This is a genomic window from Bacillus paranthracis, assembly GCF_001883995.1.
GTDB classification, from domain to species: Bacteria; Bacillota; Bacilli; order Bacillales; family Bacillaceae_G; genus Bacillus_A; species Bacillus_A paranthracis.
In genome coordinates, this window is record NZ_MACE01000005.1 from 96,516 (window position 1) to 114,685 (window position 18,170).

The 18,170-nt window shown below is 37.1% G+C and carries 14 protein-coding genes and 1 riboswitch; of the genes, 6 read left to right on the forward strand and 8 right to left on the reverse strand.

The window, feature by feature from the left end; genetic code table 11:
• Nucleotides 1-10 precede the first annotated feature (10 nt).
• Entirely contained in the window at nt 11-1,471 is a 1,461-nt protein-coding gene (locus BAQ46_RS00965; RefSeq protein WP_071741508.1) for a YheC/YheD family endospore coat-associated protein, read from the forward strand.
• Nucleotides 1,472-1,487: 16 nt separating this feature from the next.
• Here the strand turns inward: BAQ46_RS00965 and BAQ46_RS00970 are convergent, their stop codons facing one another.
• Entirely contained in the window at nt 1,488-1,733 is a 246-nt protein-coding gene (locus BAQ46_RS00970; RefSeq protein ID WP_000510467.1) for a hypothetical protein, read from the reverse strand.
• Between the two features lie 356 nt (nt 1,734-2,089).
• Between BAQ46_RS00970 and sasP the strand changes: the two genes are divergently transcribed.
• Nucleotides 2,090-2,293, forward strand: coding sequence for a small acid-soluble spore protein, SasP family (gene sasP, locus BAQ46_RS00975; RefSeq protein ID WP_000013338.1), 204 nt, complete (start codon nt 2,090-2,092; stop codon nt 2,291-2,293).
• Between the two features lie 51 nt (nt 2,294-2,344).
• Here the strand turns inward: sasP and BAQ46_RS00980 are convergent, their stop codons facing one another.
• From BAQ46_RS00980 to BAQ46_RS01005, 5 genes are all read right to left on the reverse strand, one after another.
• Nucleotides 2,345-3,079 (reverse strand): amino acid ABC transporter ATP-binding protein, encoded by a 735-nt coding sequence (locus BAQ46_RS00980; RefSeq protein WP_000623602.1) that lies wholly within the window; start codon nt 3,077-3,079, stop codon nt 2,345-2,347.
• A 28-nt stretch (nt 3,080-3,107) separates the two neighbouring features.
• A complete protein-coding gene (locus tag BAQ46_RS00985; RefSeq protein WP_000281503.1) occupies nt 3,108-3,806 on the reverse strand; it encodes an amino acid ABC transporter permease in 699 nt (232 codons plus the stop codon).
• On the reverse strand, nt 3,793-4,590 hold the full coding sequence (locus tag BAQ46_RS00990; RefSeq protein ID WP_061131389.1) for an amino acid ABC transporter substrate-binding protein: 798 nt from the start codon (nt 4,588-4,590) through the stop codon (nt 3,793-3,795). The genes BAQ46_RS00985 and BAQ46_RS00990 overlap by 14 nt, the downstream gene beginning before the upstream one ends.
• Before the next feature lie 272 nt (nt 4,591-4,862).
• Nucleotides 4,863-6,863: an ABC transporter ATP-binding protein gene (locus BAQ46_RS01000; RefSeq protein WP_071741509.1), complete on the reverse strand. Its 2,001-nt coding sequence runs from the start codon at nt 6,861-6,863 to the stop codon at nt 4,863-4,865.
• Nucleotides 6,860-8,620, reverse strand: a complete 1,761-nt coding sequence (locus BAQ46_RS01005) for an ABC transporter ATP-binding protein (RefSeq protein ID WP_071741510.1) — start codon at nt 8,618-8,620, stop codon at nt 6,860-6,862. The genes BAQ46_RS01000 and BAQ46_RS01005 overlap by 4 nt, the downstream gene beginning before the upstream one ends.
• 590 nt (nt 8,621-9,210) lie before the next feature.
• Here BAQ46_RS01005 and gapN point away from each other — a divergent pair.
• On the forward strand, nt 9,211-10,650 hold the full coding sequence (gapN, locus tag BAQ46_RS01025; RefSeq protein ID WP_000213631.1) for an NADP-dependent glyceraldehyde-3-phosphate dehydrogenase: 1,440 nt from the start codon (nt 9,211-9,213) through the stop codon (nt 10,648-10,650).
• A 79-nt stretch (nt 10,651-10,729) separates the two neighbouring features.
• On the opposite strand, the gene BAQ46_RS01030 is transcribed toward gapN, so the two are convergent.
• Nucleotides 10,730-11,815, reverse strand: a complete 1,086-nt coding sequence (locus BAQ46_RS01030) for a DUF3626 domain-containing protein (protein ID WP_071741511.1) — start codon at nt 11,813-11,815, stop codon at nt 10,730-10,732.
• A 112-nt stretch (nt 11,816-11,927) separates the two neighbouring features.
• Nucleotides 11,928-12,758: a glutamate racemase gene (racE, locus tag BAQ46_RS01035; protein ID WP_071741512.1), complete on the reverse strand. Its 831-nt coding sequence runs from the start codon at nt 12,756-12,758 to the stop codon at nt 11,928-11,930.
• Nucleotides 12,759-12,958: 200 nt separating this feature from the next.
• Nucleotides 12,959-13,142, forward strand: a riboswitch (Lysine riboswitch).
• A 147-nt stretch (nt 13,143-13,289) separates the two neighbouring features.
• On the opposite strand from racE, the gene BAQ46_RS01040 reads away from it, so the two are divergent.
• From BAQ46_RS01040 to BAQ46_RS01050, 3 genes are all read left to right on the forward strand, one after another.
• A complete protein-coding gene (locus tag BAQ46_RS01040) occupies nt 13,290-14,714 on the forward strand; it encodes an amino acid permease (protein ID WP_071741513.1) in 1,425 nt (474 codons plus the stop codon).
• A gap of 60 nt (nt 14,715-14,774) precedes the next feature.
• Nucleotides 14,775-15,974 carry an ABC transporter permease gene (locus tag BAQ46_RS01045; protein ID WP_000021406.1) on the forward strand — a complete coding sequence of 400 codons (1,200 nt, stop codon included), beginning with the start codon at nt 14,775-14,777 and terminating at the stop codon, nt 15,972-15,974.
• A gap of 192 nt (nt 15,975-16,166) precedes the next feature.
• Nucleotides 16,167-18,164: a catalase gene (locus BAQ46_RS01050; protein ID WP_071741514.1), complete on the forward strand. Its 1,998-nt coding sequence runs from the start codon at nt 16,167-16,169 to the stop codon at nt 18,162-18,164.
• The last annotated feature ends 6 nt before the right edge of the window (nt 18,165-18,170 follow it).

Genomic DNA, 18,170 nt, shown 5'->3' on the forward strand with positions numbered 1-18,170 from the left:
TAAGTCTATTTTGAAAGAGCACATATATACGTTAAATATTTCAGATGAACATCCAAATAGTATTACTTTACCTTATATTTTTTCCATCACACCACCAATTACATCCCTTTCCTTCGGCCTACGCCATGTTGCAAGTGAAGAGGTAAAAATTCATTATTCCTTTACTCGCGAAATCATTATTGGAAAACAAATTGCAGAGAAACTTTTACTGCCTCATTCCACTACTATCCATGCATTCACACAAAACCAAACGATTATTTTCGGACCATTAATCGGGATTTTCACGACTGGTTTTAACGATGACGCTTCTAATCCTTTAGGGAACCGTTCAACTTCTCTTGGCGAGTTACTAACGCCACCATTCACCTTACGACCATTTGTATTCGTTTTTGGTGTGCAACATATAGACTGGGAAGACGAAACAATTGAAGGGTATTTCTTTCAAGAGGAAAAATGGATAAAGAAAAAAGTCCCTTTACCGAATGTCATTTACGATCGATTACCAAATCGGAAAGCCGAAAATTATAAACCGATCGTAAGAGCAAAAAGAAAGTTAGAGCATGACTATGCGATTCCATGGTTTAACCCAGGTTTTTTTAATAAATGGGAAGTGCATCAACTTCTTATGAAAGATGAATCCATTATGCCGTTATTACCAAACACAGAAACATTTCAGCACTTCGAACAAGTGGAACGATTTCTCGGAACGTATAAATCCATTTATATGAAACCGATTCATGGTAGCTTCGGTAGAAACATTCATCAAATATTTTATTCCCAAACAGAGAATTGCTACTACTGTCGTTATCGCGAAAATGAAGAAAATAAACTAAGAAAGTACCAATCATTAGAAACACTTCTGAACCATGTGTTAAAAGGACATGATTTAAAAAAGTTTATCGTCCAACAAGGTATCTCCTTGCTACGCTTCGATGGGCAGCCTGTTGATTTCCGCATTCATACAAATAAAAATCATTTCGGCCAATGGATGGTCAGTGCAATCGTCGCAAAAATTGCTGGCAAAGGTAGCTTAACAACGCATGTAAATAGCGGTGGCGATACGAAATTGCTGCAAGAACTTTTTCCTGATTCAACGAAACAAATTCAAATTGAAAATAAATTAAAACATACAGCCTTACAAATTAGTTACGCGCTCGATGAACAAGTAACCGGAAATATTGGAGAAATCGGTTTTGATATCGGTTTAGACACGCAGGAAAACCCATGGCTCTTTGAAGCAAACTCTAAACCAGGGCGAACTGTATTCCAAGATGCCAAGTTAAAAGAACAAAGTGAACTAACGCGCCAATTATTTTACGAATATGCCATCTACTTAACTGAACACTCTTTGCGCGATACAAAAGAAAAAATGTCTCAAATAAAATCAGAGACTTCCTCAAACAACGAGCATATTCCGTCTCCTATGATTCACTCACAAATACAAAAACAAAAACTTCCACCTCATTCATAAGGTGGAAGTTTTCTATTTACACAAGTTTTACTACAAACTCTGTTTCCACGTTACATACTCCGCAATAAAAAATATGATTGCAATATTCATTTGAATTATTATGTGTCAATCCATCTACTGCACTTAATAATTCTTGGTCCATATACGCACTATAATCGTCTATGTAATCTACAGCCTTCCCATAATCTTGGAGTATACTTTGGCAATTTTGACAAGAATATGTTTGTGATTCTAATGCGTTGCAAAGCGGGCAAATTCCCATCACGATTCCTCCATATAATTGTATCTAGCTACGTATAGGAGCGTCTTGCCCCGTTCTTACTTACATTTACCTCAAAATAGCAGGATACAAAAAGAAAAATATATTTCATATCGCTCTTAGTTTTACCTTCTTTCTAAAAAATAAAACGATTACTCTTATTTCATAATTTACGAAATCACTAAGATTTTTTTACAAAATTTACAAATTATTATTTCGTATATCTTTCTAGGTAACATCCATACTATGAGTACAAACTTAATTACCGATGGATTAGCGCCAAACGGGGCGATAATCTGGTTCAACTCCAGCTAGTCCAACCAAAAAAATTTTTATAACTCTAAGGAGGATATATTCCTATGGCAAACCAAAATTCTTCAAATCAATTAGTAGTACCAGGAGCAACAGCTGCAATCGACCAAATGAAGTACGAAATCGCTCAAGAATTTGGTGTACAATTAGGAGCAGATTCTACAGCTCGTGCTAACGGTTCTGTTGGTGGCGAAATCACAAAACGTCTAGTTGCAATGGCTGAGCAAAGCCTTGGCGGATTCCACAAATAAATATATATGGCAAAAAGGTCTCAAGGCATATGCCTTGAGACCTTCCTTCATTTATTGCAACATTTGTAAAAACTTCTTCGTACGTTCTTCTTTTGGATTTGTAAATACTTCTTCTGGTGTACCTTGTTCGACAACGACACCGCCATCCATGAAAATAACACGGTTCGCAATTTGATGTGCAAAACGCATTTCGTGCGTTACAATGACCATCGTCATACCTTCTTTAGCAAGTTCTTTCATTACTTTCAGAACTTCTTGAACGAGTTCAGGATCAAGCGCTGACGTCGGCTCATCAAATAGTAACACTTCTGGTTCCATTGCAAGCGCGCGAGCAATTCCAACGCGCTGTTGTTGTCCGCCTGATAATTGGAACGGATATAAATCCACTTTATCTGCTAGACCCACTTTTTCAAGGAAATAGTTTGCTTTTTTCTTCGCTTCTTCTTTCCCCATCTTTTTCACCGTAACGAGCCCTTCCATTACATTTTGAAGTGCTGTTAAATGCGGGAATAGATTATGGTGCTGGAATACCATACCTGTTTGCGTACGAAGGTTGACAATATCTTTCTTCGTTACTTTTTGAGAGAAGTTAAGCTCTTTATTACCGATACGAATATGACCAGCGTTTGGCGTTTCTAATACGTTAAGGCAACGCAGGAATGTCGTTTTACCAGATCCAGACGGCCCGATAATAACAACAACCTCGCCCTTCTCAACTGTTAAATCTATATGCTTTAGTACGGTATTATCTCCGAAACTTTTTTGTAAGTGCTGAATTGAAATCATAAAAACAAAAACTCCTTTTGTAAAAGGATTATTTTAATGTATAGCGTTCTGAACGCTTTTCTAACATCTGTTGTACGATTGATAATAAGAAACAAATAACCCAATAAATAAGACCTGCTTCAAAATAAACAATTAAAAACTCATAGTTCATTGCCGCAATTTCCTGCGCTTTTCGGAACATTTCTGTTACTAAAATTAACGATGCTAATGAAGTATCTTTCACTAAGCTAATAAATGTATTCGAAAGCGGCGGAATTGATACGCGCGTTGCTTGCGGTAAAATAACACGTTTTAACGCTTGCGGATATGTCATCCCAATTGTGTAAGCTGCTTCCCACTGCCCTTTCGGAATGGAAAGGATAGAAGCACGAATAATTTCAGATGCATACGCACCGACATTTAATGAAAATCCAACAACTGCTGCTGTATATGGCTCAACTTCAATATTAAGAGTTGGCAGACCATAGAAAATGATAAATAACTGTACAAGAAGTGGCGTTCCGCGAATGATAGATACATAGATACGAGCAATCCATTGTAAAATACGACTACCTGAAATACGTGCAAGCGCCGTTAACGTCGCAAGTATAAGACCGATAATAAATGTAATAAGCGTTAATGGAATTGTCGTAAAAACAGCTTCCTTCAGCATCGGCATGAAGGAAGACTGCATAATATCTACCCAAGTAGACAATCGATCTGAAACCAATGCACTACTTAGATACATTTTCACCGAACCATTTTTTCGTTATTTTGTCATACGTACCGTCTTTTTTCATATCTTCTAACGCTTTATCTACTTCTTGTACAAGCTTAGTGCTACCTTTACGGAATAAGAATCCACTTTGTGACGCTTCTTTTTCTGTATCTACAATTTTAATTTTTGCATCTTTTTTCGTTTCTAAATAATTTAATACTGATAACTTATCATTAATTGTAAAATCAACGCGTCCTGAAGCTAATAATTCTGCCGCTTGGCTAAATCCTTCTACACCTTCGATTTCTGCACCGTTTTTCTTAGCAATATCTGCATAGTTACTTGTTAAAGATTGTGCTCCTTTTAATCCTTTTACATCAGCAAATGTAGCAGGTTTATCTTTATCTTTTGCGATAACTAATGCCGCTGAAGATGAAATGTATGGTTTAGAGAAGTCGTATTTCTTTTGACGATCTTCACGAATACCAACTTCGTTTGCAACCATATCGAAACGTTTTGCATCTAAACCAGCAAGTAAGCTATCCCATTGCGTTTCTTTAAATACAGGTTTTACACCTAAACGTTTTGCAACTTCTTCTGATAGTTCAACGTCAAATCCAGTTAATTTATTGCTTGAATCGTGGAACGTAAATGGTGGGTATGTACCTTCTGTACCAATTACAAGTTCACCGCTTTGTTTAATCTTTTGTAACGCGTCTTGACTAGCTGTATCTTTTTTCTCTTCTTTACCGCAGCCGGCTACAATCCCGATCGCTAATGTAGTTACTGCAAGTACTGAAAATAATTTCTTCATGATGGTAATCCTCCAAGTATTCTGATAGGAATTTAAAAACTATATTGATTGTATGCAATCTTGAACAATTTTTCAATGAAAATGTTCTTATTTAGTTTATCCTTTTTCTTCATAATCAAACAAAAAGGAAAAATAATGCTACATACAAAAAATAAGTAACATTTTTTAATATAGCATTTATTGTACGAAAGGTAAAATAATACTTCTTATTTAATTGCCGTGATTCACTAAAAAAAGAACTTGTGAAAATCACAAGTTCCTCCCCATACCTATTAAGCGCTCTGATTCCCTTCCATTTGCGTTTTGTACATATCGTAATAACGCCCGCGCTTTTTCATTAATTCATCATGAGACCCTTTTTCTAAAATCGTCCCTCTATCAAGCACGATAATTTGATCTGCACTTTTAATTGTTGAAAGACGGTGGGCAATAATAAATGTCGTTCTTCCTTTTTTCACAACTTCTAGCGCTTGTTGAATCATCGCCTCTGTTTCTGTATCGATACTAGATGTCGCTTCATCTAAAATTAAAATGGCTGGGTCAAAAGCGAGCGCCCTAGCAAACGATATAAGCTGACGTTCTCCGGTTGAAAGTGTACTTCCTTTCTCCGTAATTTCTTCATTTATATTGTTCGCAAATCTTTCAGCACCTACATCACGCAATGCTTTTACGATGCGCTCTTTTGAAATATTTTCATTTTCTAAACTAACATTAGATGCTACTGTTCCGCTAAATAAAAATGGATCTTGCAGTACAATTCCCATATGTTCACGAGTTGCTTGTTTCGGCATCTCTTTTACGTCATGACCGTCAATTGTAAGCTTTCCTTTTTCAAACTCGTAAAACTGAAAGAGTACATTCATAATGGAACTTTTTCCTGAGCCAGTATGACCGACAAGTGCGACTGTCTCGCCTTGTTTCGCTTCAAATGAAATATTTTTTAACACTTCATCTTTTCCATTATAAGAAAACGACACATTATCAAACTTCACATTTCCTTGTAAGCGAGGTATACGTTCTTCTTCTATTGCTTCCCCTTTTTCCTCTAATAATTCAAAAACACGTTCTGATGCAACGCGCGATTGTTCTAAGTTAGCAAGCTGATTCACCATATTTGTAATCGGTGAGAATAATCGTGTTAAATAATCAACGAACGCATATAGTATTCCTAAAGAAATGACGCCTGTAGCACTTAATGAAGCACCGCCGAAATACCAAATTACTCCTGTGAAAGCAATATTTCTTAATACGGCTACTAAATTATGAGAAGTTGCTGCATTTAAATTTAAAATTTTATTTTGATACTTAAAATAATCGCCATTTAATTCTTCAAACTCTTTTTTCGTTTCACGCTCTTGACGGAACGCTTGAATAATTGGCATCCCTTGAATGGATTCATTCACTGTTCCGTTAATATCAGATAAACGCGAACGCATTTTATGATTGTATACAGACGCGTACTTTCTATATAAAATAGCCCAAACAATTAAAATTGGGATGATGAGTAAACATAACGTCGCCAATTTTACATCGAGTAAAAATAGCGCAGCAAATATCCCAATAATATAGATGATACTAGAAACGAATGTTGCCAGCACCGTTACATATAAATCACGAATGGCCTCTGTATCATTCGTCACACGCGACACAATTTTCCCTGCTGGTAAATGATCGAAATAACGAATCGGCAACGTTTGAATATGAGAAAAGACATCTTCCCTCATAATTTGAATAATTTTGTTCGCTGCCTTCTGTAAGAAAAACTGCTTTCCGTATGCAAATAATGAAACGACTACTAATAAAGCGAAGTATCCACCACCAAGTAATAATAGACGGTTTATTTCTGGTTTATAAAACGCAAACACTTCTTCTTTCGTCAATGCTTTCGCTTTATACACTTGCACCGCCTTACCATTTTGAACGGTAATCATATCACCTTTTACAGTCCGTGACCCTTCTAGATTTACTTTATTCGGTACAAAGTAATATTGAAAACCGACTTGCATCACGCGTACTTCTTTTCCTTTTTTCTCACCTTCCTGGAAGCGATCGCTTCGCTTATAAAAGGCGCCATTATACGAAACAGCCTCTTCACTCTTTTCTGTTTCATACCAAGGCTTCTCTATTCCAACGATATGATCGTCAATCATCGTTTTCGCGACGAAAGGACCAGCAAGCTCTGCGATGACGAAAATAAATAACATTAGCATCGCTGCAAAAATCGTCCCTTTTACTTTCATTGCGTATTGAAACAATCGTTTTGAAACGCTCATATTTTCACCCCACTATCCGCACTTTCACTTTCACCCTGTTGTCTTTCAAACTGTTCCGCATACCAGCCTCCCTTTTGAATAAGCTGATCATGCGTACCTTCTTCTATTACTTTTCCTTCATCCATCACGAGAATCCAATCCGCATGTTGTACGGCAGATAAACGGTGCGTCGTAATAATCGTCGTCTTTCCGCTTCTCTCTGTTCTTATATTTTCAATGATCGCTGCTTCCGTACGAGCATCAACAGCTGATAAAGAATCATCTAAAATTAATATTTCCGGATTTTGAATAACAGCTCGTGCAATCGAAATCCTTTGTTTTTGCCCTCCTGATAAAGAAACACCTTTCTCTCCGACGAGCGTTTCTAACCCTTCTGGTAAAAACTCTAAGTCTTTTTTAAACGCTGCAATTTCAATCGCTTTCTCGAGTTCCTCTTCAGTCGCTTCCCTATTTCCGAATAAAATATTTTCCCTCGCTGTTTTTGAGAATAAAATATGTTCCTGCGGTACATAACCAATCCACCCAAGCACATTTTCATTCGTCATTTGATCTAATGTCACATCAGAGACTGCAATATCTCCATCTCCAAGCGGATATTGGCGAAGAAGCTGACGTACGAGCGTCGTTTTTCCGCTTCCTGTTTTTCCAACAACCCCAAGCGTTTCCCCTTGTTTTAATGTAAACGAAACCTTTTTTAAATTTGTTTCAGTTGATGAAGGATATGAAAAAGTAACATCATCAAACTGAATATAATCCGGCTCTTGTACAAGCTTTGGATGTTTCGGATCCTTTACATCTGGTTCATACGCTAACGTTTCATTTACACGGTCGAGTGACGCATTTCCTCTTTGCATGACATTGATTAATTCACCAATTGCAAACATCGGCCAAATCATCATCCCTAAATACACGTTAAAGGAAACAAGTTCACCAAGTGTCACCTTTGATTGAAATACAAGATATGCGCCATACACTAAACCAATTAAATAACTAAGACCGACAAGCATTTTCACAGTTGGCTGGAATAGTGCATCAATTCTAGCTACTTTCATATTCTTTTCGTAGACGTCATCTCCTAATTGATGAAATCTTTCCTGATCTGCATTTTCTTGTACGTATGCACGAATCACGCGCACACCAGCGATTGACTCAAGTACTTTATCATTCATATCACCGAACGCATCTTGCGCAACTGTAAATCTTTCATGCAATTTCTTTCCATATATATTCATCGCATACGCCATAATTGGAAGCGGTATAAGTGCCGCAAATGTAAGCTCCCAACTAATTGTAAATCCCATCATAAAGACAATCGTAAGCATATATAAACTCGAATCAACGAGCGTTAATATACCGAAACCAGCTGTCATAGCGATTGCTTTTAAATCATTTGTCGCTCTCGCCATTAAATCACCAGTACGATTTTTTTGATAAAAAGTCGGCGTCATCTTAAGTAAATGCCCCATAAATTTAGAGCGCATCGTTTTCTCAAGCACGAATGCACCGCCAAACAATTGATGTTGCCATACGAAAGTGAGGCCATATCCAACTATCGTAACCCCAATTAAAATAAGAATAGACTGTATAATAGCTTCGTTCGATAACGTTCCTGTTTTTATATTATCTATCGTAACCCCTAACACTTTCGGGGGAATAACTTCAACTATATTCACAATTAAAAGAGCTCCAATGGCGATACTATATCTCTTCCAATGCTCTTTAAAAAACCACTTTAACTTTAGTAATACTGAAAACAATGTAATCTCTCCCTTCTCGTTCTCGTTTATCTCTCATTTCTTTATCCGCTATCCAGACCCATTACATTTACATTTCGTAACCCATACAATCTCATCACATTTTTCCACCTTCCAAAGTTTTATTTAGTAACATGGAAAATAAACAAAAAAAAGCATACCGCCGCTTGACGATATGCACAAAAATGCATAAAAGCGTACGTTACGATATACGCAACGTACGCTTTTTATAAGACAAAAATGCCCTATATATCCGCACGGGTTGCGTAATGATATAAATGTTTTCTGCCATTTAACAGAGCTAAACCCATTACATTTACGATTACAATCATTACGCACACCCCCTTCATTTATTTTCCATTTATAATCTTATAACTTTATTGAGTATTCTGTCAATTGTTTTTTTTACAAATTGAATAAAAACATATGATCCATCATTTCGAAATAAGGGAATGTTCTGTAAGAAAGGGCATACAAAATAAAAACTTCATAAGAAATCGTTTTCACAAATATTTCATTTGAAAAATGTTATCAAACCCCATACAATCACCTTATACTCACTCTTACAAGTTGCTATTTTAGGAGGACTAATCATGACAACTAGCAATACGTACAAATTTTATTTAAATGGAGAATGGAGAGAAAGCTCTTCAGGAGAAACAATCGAAATTCCATCTCCATACTTACACGAAGTAATTGGACAAGTACAAGCAATTACTCGCGGAGAAGTAGATGAAGCAATTGCATCTGCAAAGGAAGCTCAAAAATCATGGGCGGAAGCTTCTCTACAAGATCGCGCAAAGTATTTATATAAATGGGCTGATGAGCTCGTAAATATGCAAGATGAAATTGCCGATATCATTATGAAAGAAGTCGGTAAAGGATATAAAGATGCGAAGAAAGAAGTTGTTCGTACAGCTGACTTCATTCGTTACACGATCGAAGAAGCTTTACATATGCACGGAGAAAGCATGATGGGCGATAGCTTCCCGGGCGGTACAAAATCAAAACTTGCGATTATCCAACGCGCACCACTTGGTGTTGTATTAGCAATCGCACCATTTAACTACCCAGTAAACTTATCTGCTGCAAAACTTGCACCAGCATTAATTATGGGTAACGCTGTTATTTTCAAACCAGCAACTCAAGGTGCAATTAGCGGTATTAAAATGGTGGAAGCACTTCATAAAGCTGGCCTTCCAAAAGGTCTTGTAAACGTAGCGACAGGACGTGGTTCTGTAATTGGTGACTACTTAGTAGAACACGAAGGCATCAATATGGTATCGTTCACAGGTGGTACAAACACAGGTAAACATTTAGCGAAAAAAGCTTCAATGATTCCACTTGTATTAGAACTTGGTGGTAAAGACCCTGGTATCGTTCGTGAAGATGCTGACTTACAAGATGCTGCAAACCATATCGTAAGCGGTGCATTCTCTTACTCTGGTCAACGTTGTACAGCTATTAAACGTGTACTTGTACACGAAAACGTAGCAGACGAGCTTGTTGGCTTATTAAAAGAGCAAGTAGCTAAACTATCAGTTGGATCTCCAGAACAAGACAGCACAATCGTTCCATTAATCGACGATAAATCTGCTGACTTCGTTCAAGGTTTAGTTGACGACGCTGTGGAAAAAGGTGCAACAATCGTTATCGGTAATAAACGTGAGCGTAACTTAATTTATCCAACATTAATCGACCACGTAACAGAAGAAATGAAAGTTGCTTGGGAAGAGCCATTTGGCCCAATCCTTCCAATCATCCGTGTTTCTTCAGATGAGCAAGCAATTGAAATTGCTAACAAATCAGAGTTCGGTCTGCAAGCAAGTGTCTTCACTAAAGACATTAACAAAGCATTTGCAATTGCTAACAAAATCGAAACTGGTTCTGTTCAAATTAACGGACGCACAGAGCGCGGTCCTGACCACTTCCCATTCATCGGTGTAAAAGGTTCAGGTATGGGCGCACAAGGTATCCGTAAGAGCCTTGAGTCTATGACACGTGAAAAAGTAACTGTATTAAACTTAGTTTAATCTTATACAAAGAAGCTGATCTAATTTTAGATCAGCTTCTTTTCTATATAGATACTTCCCAAAAACGGAGTATTTCGTTCTACTTTCGATTTGGTTTTCCAAATCGAACTAAAACATGCCATAATAATTTTAATTCTTGAAGCACTTCTTCATAAGTTCCACGATCACTCCAAGATAATGGATTGCGTTTTAAATCCGCTACAGCAGAACCGATTATATTTGCATCGATACAATGATTCCGTGCAATGCGTCTTGCTAAAGATGGCATTTTTGAACCTCTAAAATTCATTGGAACGTCGTCTACCATAAGTACAAAACCTGTGTGCCAATACAAATCCATAGCATACTTCAGGCAAATTTCTTCTAAAGTTCTTCCTACATCCGTACCCTTAAATGAAGGATCTACAACAAGAGCTTCCACGTCTTCTTTAAGAGAAATCTCTCCATGAACTTGCGCTTCAATATAATGATTAAGATTACGGGCTGGCTCTTTGCTTACTAAATCTATAAACGGCCTTTCCATGTTAGCCAGTAAATGATTAACTAATCTTGTTGGAGTCAAATTCCCTTCACCAATTGCACACTCTCTTACGAATGTCTCTTCCAAAAGAGCAGCTAAAATCATATCAAACTCCTCATAAGTCCCCTTTTCTTTTGGATCTTGATGCGAATCTAAATACGTATATGTAGAGCGAGAAGAAACTTTTGGAGATAAGAGAAAATAACATGATCCAAAACGCGGAGCCGGCCCATCTGGATGTAACATCAAATTTAGCGCCCCATACTTTGGCCGTTGATCATTCGTTACACCTTCCAATTGATATGCTCCTCCAAATATTCTCTGTTCCCAAAGGTCACGTTCACCGCCAGGATAAGCAGATACGCTTCCGTTAGATAGCAATGTTTCAAACTGACTTTTATATATTCCTTGCTCAAACAATGCTTCAGCAACACTTTTCATACTCGAATCGAGTCTGTCTGGATGAAAGTGTAAAGCGATCCTTGCATGAGATTTTAAGTTAGCCACAGCTTCTTCAAATATTTCATCTGTAATATTACACATGTTAAGTATATGATTAATTGTTGCTTTCGCCTCACGTTTTTCGTTCTCTGCATATTTTGAAATATACTCTAAAGCAAATAATTGAGACCTTGATAATTCCATAATCCAATCTCCCCTTTAATTGAAATGACCTTAATCCTTTCAATTAAAAGTGCATTTTTTCCTTCTTATGCAACTAACCTAGTGTATTGAACAAAAAGTACTTTCATACAGTCTAATTACAGATGCGAGCATTCTTTACGGGTAAATCCACACATTCTACAGAAATGTGATATCCTAGCCAACGCTCAGCAATATGTTCAAATGATAAGGCAGAGCCTGTTGTAAAAAATCGATGCTCAGGATTCAGATTGTCAGACAAAATTCCTTTGTGCTGTAAAATTGTGCTTAACTCTATCGCTGTTTCTTCTGCAGAACTAATAATCGTTACATCCTCTCCTAGTTCCTTTTTAATATAAGACTCTAAAAGTGGATAATGCGTACACCCAAGAATTAACGTATCTATATCTTCTTTCGTTAATGGCAGTAAAGCTTGTTTCACTTGCTCGGTTACATATGCTGTATCTTCTAATTGATTTTCTACAACTGTAGCTAAGGTCGGGCACGCATGACTATGCACTTCCAAATATGTATCAAGCTCATGCAATGCTTTTTCGTACATATTAGATTTTATCGTACCTACAGTTCCAATTACTCCGATTTTCCCTTTCTTCGTCACTTTAATAGCCGCTCTTGCTCCTGGATGGATAACGCCAATAACCGGAATAGAAAGTGCTTCTTGCAGCGCAGTCAATGCAGCAGCTGCAGCAGTATTACATGCTACAACTAGAGCTTTTAACGGAAACTGTTTGAGGAACTCAACCATTTCAAATACGAAAGATTGTACCTCTTCTACACTTCTTGGCCCATACGGACAACGCTCATTATCACCAATATAATAAATGCTCTCTTTAGGCAATTGTCTTATAATTTCGCTCGCAACTGTTAATCCCCCAACTCCCGAATCTAACACACCTATTACTGAATGTTTATGACATACAGACATATACTTCATCCCCTTTTCAATCATCTAGCGCCAACAACATTTATTATATTATGAAAATTCAATATTACATAATAATCCCTCTTACTTTTAATCACAAACTCTTCTCTATAATCTGATTATTATTATATCCATTGACGTATAAAAATTCATTTGTTACTCTTAAATACGTTAAATTAATATTTAAATCCTCATTCGTATCTCGGTGAGGTAGAGGTTGCAGTCATTAAGAGTATCATTTCAGGAGATGTAGTGGCATTGATGAACGAATGAGAAAGGAATGATTGCCGAAGTAAGCCCGTGTCCACCATGCACGCTTGCTGGGTCTGCTACTTAATAAGTGCAGAACTGTCACAAACGTTTCGTTTGTGGAGAGCTATCGAGAGGTATGTCGTGGGTTTCTTATAAGATAGAAAGCATGTAGCGGCAAATTACGTGCTTTTTTTGTTTTGTTTGGGACTTCTCTTCCTGACTCAGGAAGACATACATATCTCCTCGCTTGACTTGGTTATACTAACTTTGGAGGTATTTTCTATGCAACAAAAAAAATGGGGCTTTTGGGTACTCACAGCTTTCGTTGTCGGTAACATGGTTGGCGCTGGTATTTTCATGGTGCCAAGTACGTTGGCACAAACAGCAAGCCCTCTCGGTGTCACTTTAGCTTGGTTAACAACAGGGTTTGGTGTTTTAATGCTAGCTCTTGTTTTCGGTAATTTAGCAATTCGTCGTCCTGATTTAACGACAGGGCCACAAAGTCATGCATATGCTTTATTCTCAACACCAAAAAAGAAAAAAATGGCTGGTTTCAGTATGGTATGGGGATACTGGGTTGCAAACTGGGCAAGTAACGTTGCCATCATTACATCATTTGCGGGATATTTATCACTCTTCTTCCCAATTATGAAAGATACACGATTACTATTTTCAATCGGTTCTTTTAATGTAGAAGTCGGAAAACTAATTACATGTACGATTTGTTCCATCTTACTTTGGGGAACTCATATTATATTAACAAACGGTGTAAGCGGAGCTGGAAAGCTAAACTTCTTAGCAACAACAACGAAAGTAACTGGATTCCTATTATTCATCGTCGTTACATTATTTGCATTCGAAGCTTCTAAGTTTGGACAATGGTACACACCGATGATCGATAAATCAGGTGTATCACACGGCCTTCTTTCACAAGTAAACTTAGCTGCTCTTACGACGCTTTGGGCGTTTATCGGAATTGAATCAGCGGTTCTTTTATCAAACCGTGCTGTTTCTCCAAAAACGGTAAAACGCGCAACAGTTGCGGGATTACTTATTACAGTTGCGATTTACTTAGGAATTACAATTTTAACAATGGGTGTACTTCACATTGATAAATTACAAGCTTCTGAACGTCCATTAGCAGATGCACTAAACGCTGCAATGGGTCATGGCGGCGGGAAACTGATGGCATTACTTGCTCTTACTTCCCTATTCGGTTCCATCTTAGGCTGGATTTTATTAAGCTCAGAAGTACCATATCAAGCAGCAAAAGAAGGTTTCTTCCCTTCCTTCTTCACAAAAACAAACAAAAAAGGAAGTCCAATTTATTCATTACGATTAACAAACATTATGTCGCAAGTGTTCTTATTCTCAACATTATCAGGAACAATTGCGGAAGCTTATACATTCGTTATTACTGTATCGACACTGGCCTACCTCATTCCATATCTCGTTTCACCAATCTTCCAGTTAAAACTAGTCGCAACTGGTGAAACGTATAAAAATGAAATGCGGGCAAGAATTACAGATGGCATAGTCGCAGTGATTGCACTTTGCTACGCACTGTGGGTTATTAAAACAGGAGCAGCCGATATAAAAACATTCCTTCTCGGAATTGGTTTATTCGTAATCGGCTTTGCCTTCTATCCATTAATGAATCGTGATCAGAAAAAAAATAACGAAAAGAAAAACGGGCAAGTTGCATAACGCAATTTGCTCGTTTTTTCTTTTACAAAACATATATAATAGAACAAAGAGGTGAAAAACATGTCAATCGAATCACTATGGAGCAGCCGTTTCCAACAACATATGCAAAATATCATTACATACTTTGCACGTATGATTAACGGTTTACTATATAGCTTTATCTTTATTTCATGCGTTGGCGCATACTACTATGCTCAGTTTCTAAAAGCATCTCCTTCTAAAGGAATATCTTTACTACTCATCACGATTGTACTTACATTCATTATAACGAGATGCCCTATTCGTACATTTATTCAAAAACCTGACGCTGTCTATTTACTAGCACTAGAAGAGAAATTAACTTCTTATTTCAAAAAATCTCTTCTATACAATTACATCATTCAGCTTTTCCCATTATTATTTACGTTCCTTATTCTCGTTCCGCTTGCACTGCAATCATTACAATTAACGATACCTTTCTTATGTACAATCTTTATCATTTTAATGGTTACGAAAGCTTGGAACATATACATACATTGGATGTGGCGTGATCGTCACGAAAAAAATATATGGCTGATTATTCGTATTGCTTGTAACGCCCTAGTCATTTATATGCTGTTTTATGCGGCAAATGTTCTCATATTGGGCGGATTACTTTTACTGCTTGCTTTCCTGCTTCTTTATACGAAAAAACAGCCTACAAAACGAATACCATGGGATTACATAATCGAGCAAGAAGAAAAAATGAACGTTCGTTTTTATCAATTTGCTAGCATCTTCACTGATGTTCCGCAACTAAATAAGCAAGTAAATAAAAGAAAATGGCTTACAACTTGGATTGAACCTTTATTACATAAAAAACGAGCAACTTTCTTCTATTTACATACACTCGCATTTTTACGCGGGAATGATTATTTCGGTATATATATTCGCTTAGGGTTGATCGGTGCCTTCGCCTTATATTTTATACCAAACATATACGTAAAAGGCGCTATCGCATATATCGTCCTATATATGATTTCTATGCAGCTCCGTTCCCTATGGAAATATTTTTCGGGAAATATTATTGTAGCATTATATCCAATTGATACTGAAAAACGGCTGAATCAATTTCTTCACTTACTCTTTATATTGCTACGCATTCAGCTCATTATATTTTCAATTGTTATACTCATTGCTACGGGACAATTACTACATGCTTTGATTATTATGGTAATCGGGGTAATCTGGATCAAATTTATTATTGTACCAAAAACGAAGCAACGAATTTCCGCATTTTAACGAAAAGAAATATCTTAAAAGCCAAGGAGAAAATAAAGTATCTCCTTGGCTTTTTTATTTTCATTCCTCAAACAAAAATCACTGAAACAACCAATATTTTATGATTTTTACATAGAAAAACGATAATACATGTTTACGTCCTAACAAAAAGGGTATCTATTAAATTAACAGAGTAAAGGAGGGGCCTATATTGTGAATAAAAAAATGGAACAATTGAAGCACCACGTTACCGACAATCAACGCAAACATGCTTTAACAACAAACCAAGGAGTAAAAATAGCCGAAGATGAATTCTCTTTAAAGATGGGCTTAAGAGGCCCAACCTTAATGGAGGATTTCCACTTTCGCGAGAAAATGACCCACTTTGATCATGAGCGAATTCCCGAAAGAATTGTTCATGCACGCGGAGTTGGCGCTCATGGTTATTTTCAGCTTTATGAATCGTTAGAGGCATATACAAAAGCAGATTTTCTTACTAACCCTTCAAAAAAGACACCTGTATTTGTACGGTTCTCGACCGTTCAAGGCTCTAAAGGATCCAATGACACAGTAAGAGATGTGCGCGGATTTGCCACAAAATTTTATACAGATGAAGGTAACTATGATTTAGTAGGTAATAATATGCCAGTATTCTTTATCCAAGATGCTATAAAATTCCCTGATTTTGTCCATGCAGTTAAACCAGAACCACATAATGATATTCCTCAGGGAGCTAGCGCTCATGATACATTTTGGGATTTTGTTGCGCACAATCCCGAGTCTACTCATATGGTTATGTGGCAGATGAGCGACCGGGCTATTCCGCGTAGTTTACGAATGATGGAAGGTTTTGGGGTTCATACATTTCGACTTATTAATAAAGAAGGAAAAGCCCACTTCGTAAAATTTCACTGGAAACCTACCCTCGGAGTTCATTCATTAGTATGGGATGAAGCTCAAAGAATTGCTGGGAAAAACCCTGATTTCCATCGTCAAGATTTATATGAAGCAATTGAAAAAGGGGATTATCCAGAATGGGAGCTTGGATTGCAGCTAATTCCAGAAGAAAATGAGCATGCATTTGATTTTGATATTTTAGATCCAACGAAATTATGGCCAGAAGAAGAAGTTCCTGTAAAACTAGTTGGTAAAATGACATTGAACAAAAATGTTGATAACTTCTTTGCAGAAACGGAGCAGGTAGCTTTCCACCCTGGCCATGTCGTACCAGGTATTGATTTTTCAAATGACCCTCTTCTGCAAGGAAGATTGTTCTCCTATACAGATACACAATTATCTCGTTTAGGAGGCCCTAATTTTCACCAAATTCCTATTAATCAGCCCGTATGTCCTTTTCATAATAATCAACGTGATGGCATGCATCAAATGCAAATTCATCGCGGTCAAACAAGCTATCACCCTAATGGCTTAAATAATAATCAACCAGCAACCGTCCAAGCCGAACAGGGCGGATATGAGCATTATCAAGAAAAGATTGATGGACATAAAATTAGAGGCCGCAGTAAAAGCTTCCTTAACTTTTATTCTCAGGCTAAACTTTTCTACAATAGTATGAACCCTATTGAAAAGCAGCACATAAAAGATGCATTTTGCTTTGAAGTTGGGAAGTGCAAATCAGACATGGTGAAGGCAAATGTAATTGCTCTTTTAAACCACGTCGATCGTCAATTAGCAAAGGAAGTCGCTAACATGATTGGAGCCCCTTTGCCTAAAGAAAATCACGAAATAAATTCGGATGCAAAATCACCTGCACTAAGCATGTCCAACACTATTTTTAAAGCTGATTCCAAAAATGTGGCAATTCTATTAAATGGTGACCCAAGCGTCTCCCTTCTGTCCGAATGGATTCAAGCTTTTGTACAACACCGAATGAACTATAGCATCATAGATAATAAAATTCATCAGTTCAATGATTCCATTAAAGTAACGGATACTTATACAACAGCAGACTCTGCACTTTTTGATGCGGTATTAGTGTTTAGTAGCGAATCTGTCATTCAACCCCCTGTTTTAGAATTTGCAGAAACTACTTTTAAACACTTTAAACCGATAGCCTATGTCCTTAGCGATCCTCATGCTTTAGACAATAGTAAAATCAAATTAGATGGAGCAGGAATTTACAACTTAACAAACACTTCAATTGAGTCATTTATAGAAGGCATTGCCCAAGGACGATTCTGGAACCGATAATATAAT

What these genes read in the sequence shown, in the direction of transcription:
- BAQ46_RS00970 (WP_000510467.1), bottom strand. Translation starts at nt 1,733, where the DNA reads ATGGGAATTTGCCCGCTTTGCAACGCATTAGAATCACAAACATATTCT.
- sasP (WP_000013338.1), top strand. Translation starts at nt 2,090, where the DNA reads ATGGCAAACCAAAATTCTTCAAATCAATTAGTAGTACCAGGAGCAACA.
- BAQ46_RS00980 (WP_000623602.1), bottom strand. Translation starts at nt 3,079, where the DNA reads ATGATTTCAATTCAGCACTTACAAAAAAGTTTCGGAGATAATACCGTA.
- BAQ46_RS00985 (WP_000281503.1), bottom strand. Translation starts at nt 3,806, where the DNA reads ATGTATCTAAGTAGTGCATTGGTTTCAGATCGATTGTCTACTTGGGTA.
- BAQ46_RS00990 (WP_061131389.1), bottom strand. Translation starts at nt 4,590, where the DNA reads ATGAAGAAATTATTTTCAGTACTTGCAGTAACTACATTAGCGATCGGG.
- BAQ46_RS01000 (WP_071741509.1), bottom strand. Translation starts at nt 6,863, where the DNA reads ATGAGCGTTTCAAAACGATTGTTTCAATACGCAATGAAAGTAAAAGGG.
- gapN (WP_000213631.1), top strand. Translation starts at nt 9,211, where the DNA reads ATGACAACTAGCAATACGTACAAATTTTATTTAAATGGAGAATGGAGA.
- BAQ46_RS01030 (WP_071741511.1), bottom strand. Translation starts at nt 11,815, where the DNA reads ATGGAATTATCAAGGTCTCAATTATTTGCTTTAGAGTATATTTCAAAA.
- racE (WP_071741512.1), bottom strand. Translation starts at nt 12,758, where the DNA reads ATGTCTGTATGTCATAAACATTCAGTAATAGGTGTGTTAGATTCGGGA.
- BAQ46_RS01040 (WP_071741513.1), top strand. Translation starts at nt 13,290, where the DNA reads ATGCAACAAAAAAAATGGGGCTTTTGGGTACTCACAGCTTTCGTTGTC.
- BAQ46_RS01045 (WP_000021406.1), top strand. Translation starts at nt 14,775, where the DNA reads ATGTCAATCGAATCACTATGGAGCAGCCGTTTCCAACAACATATGCAA.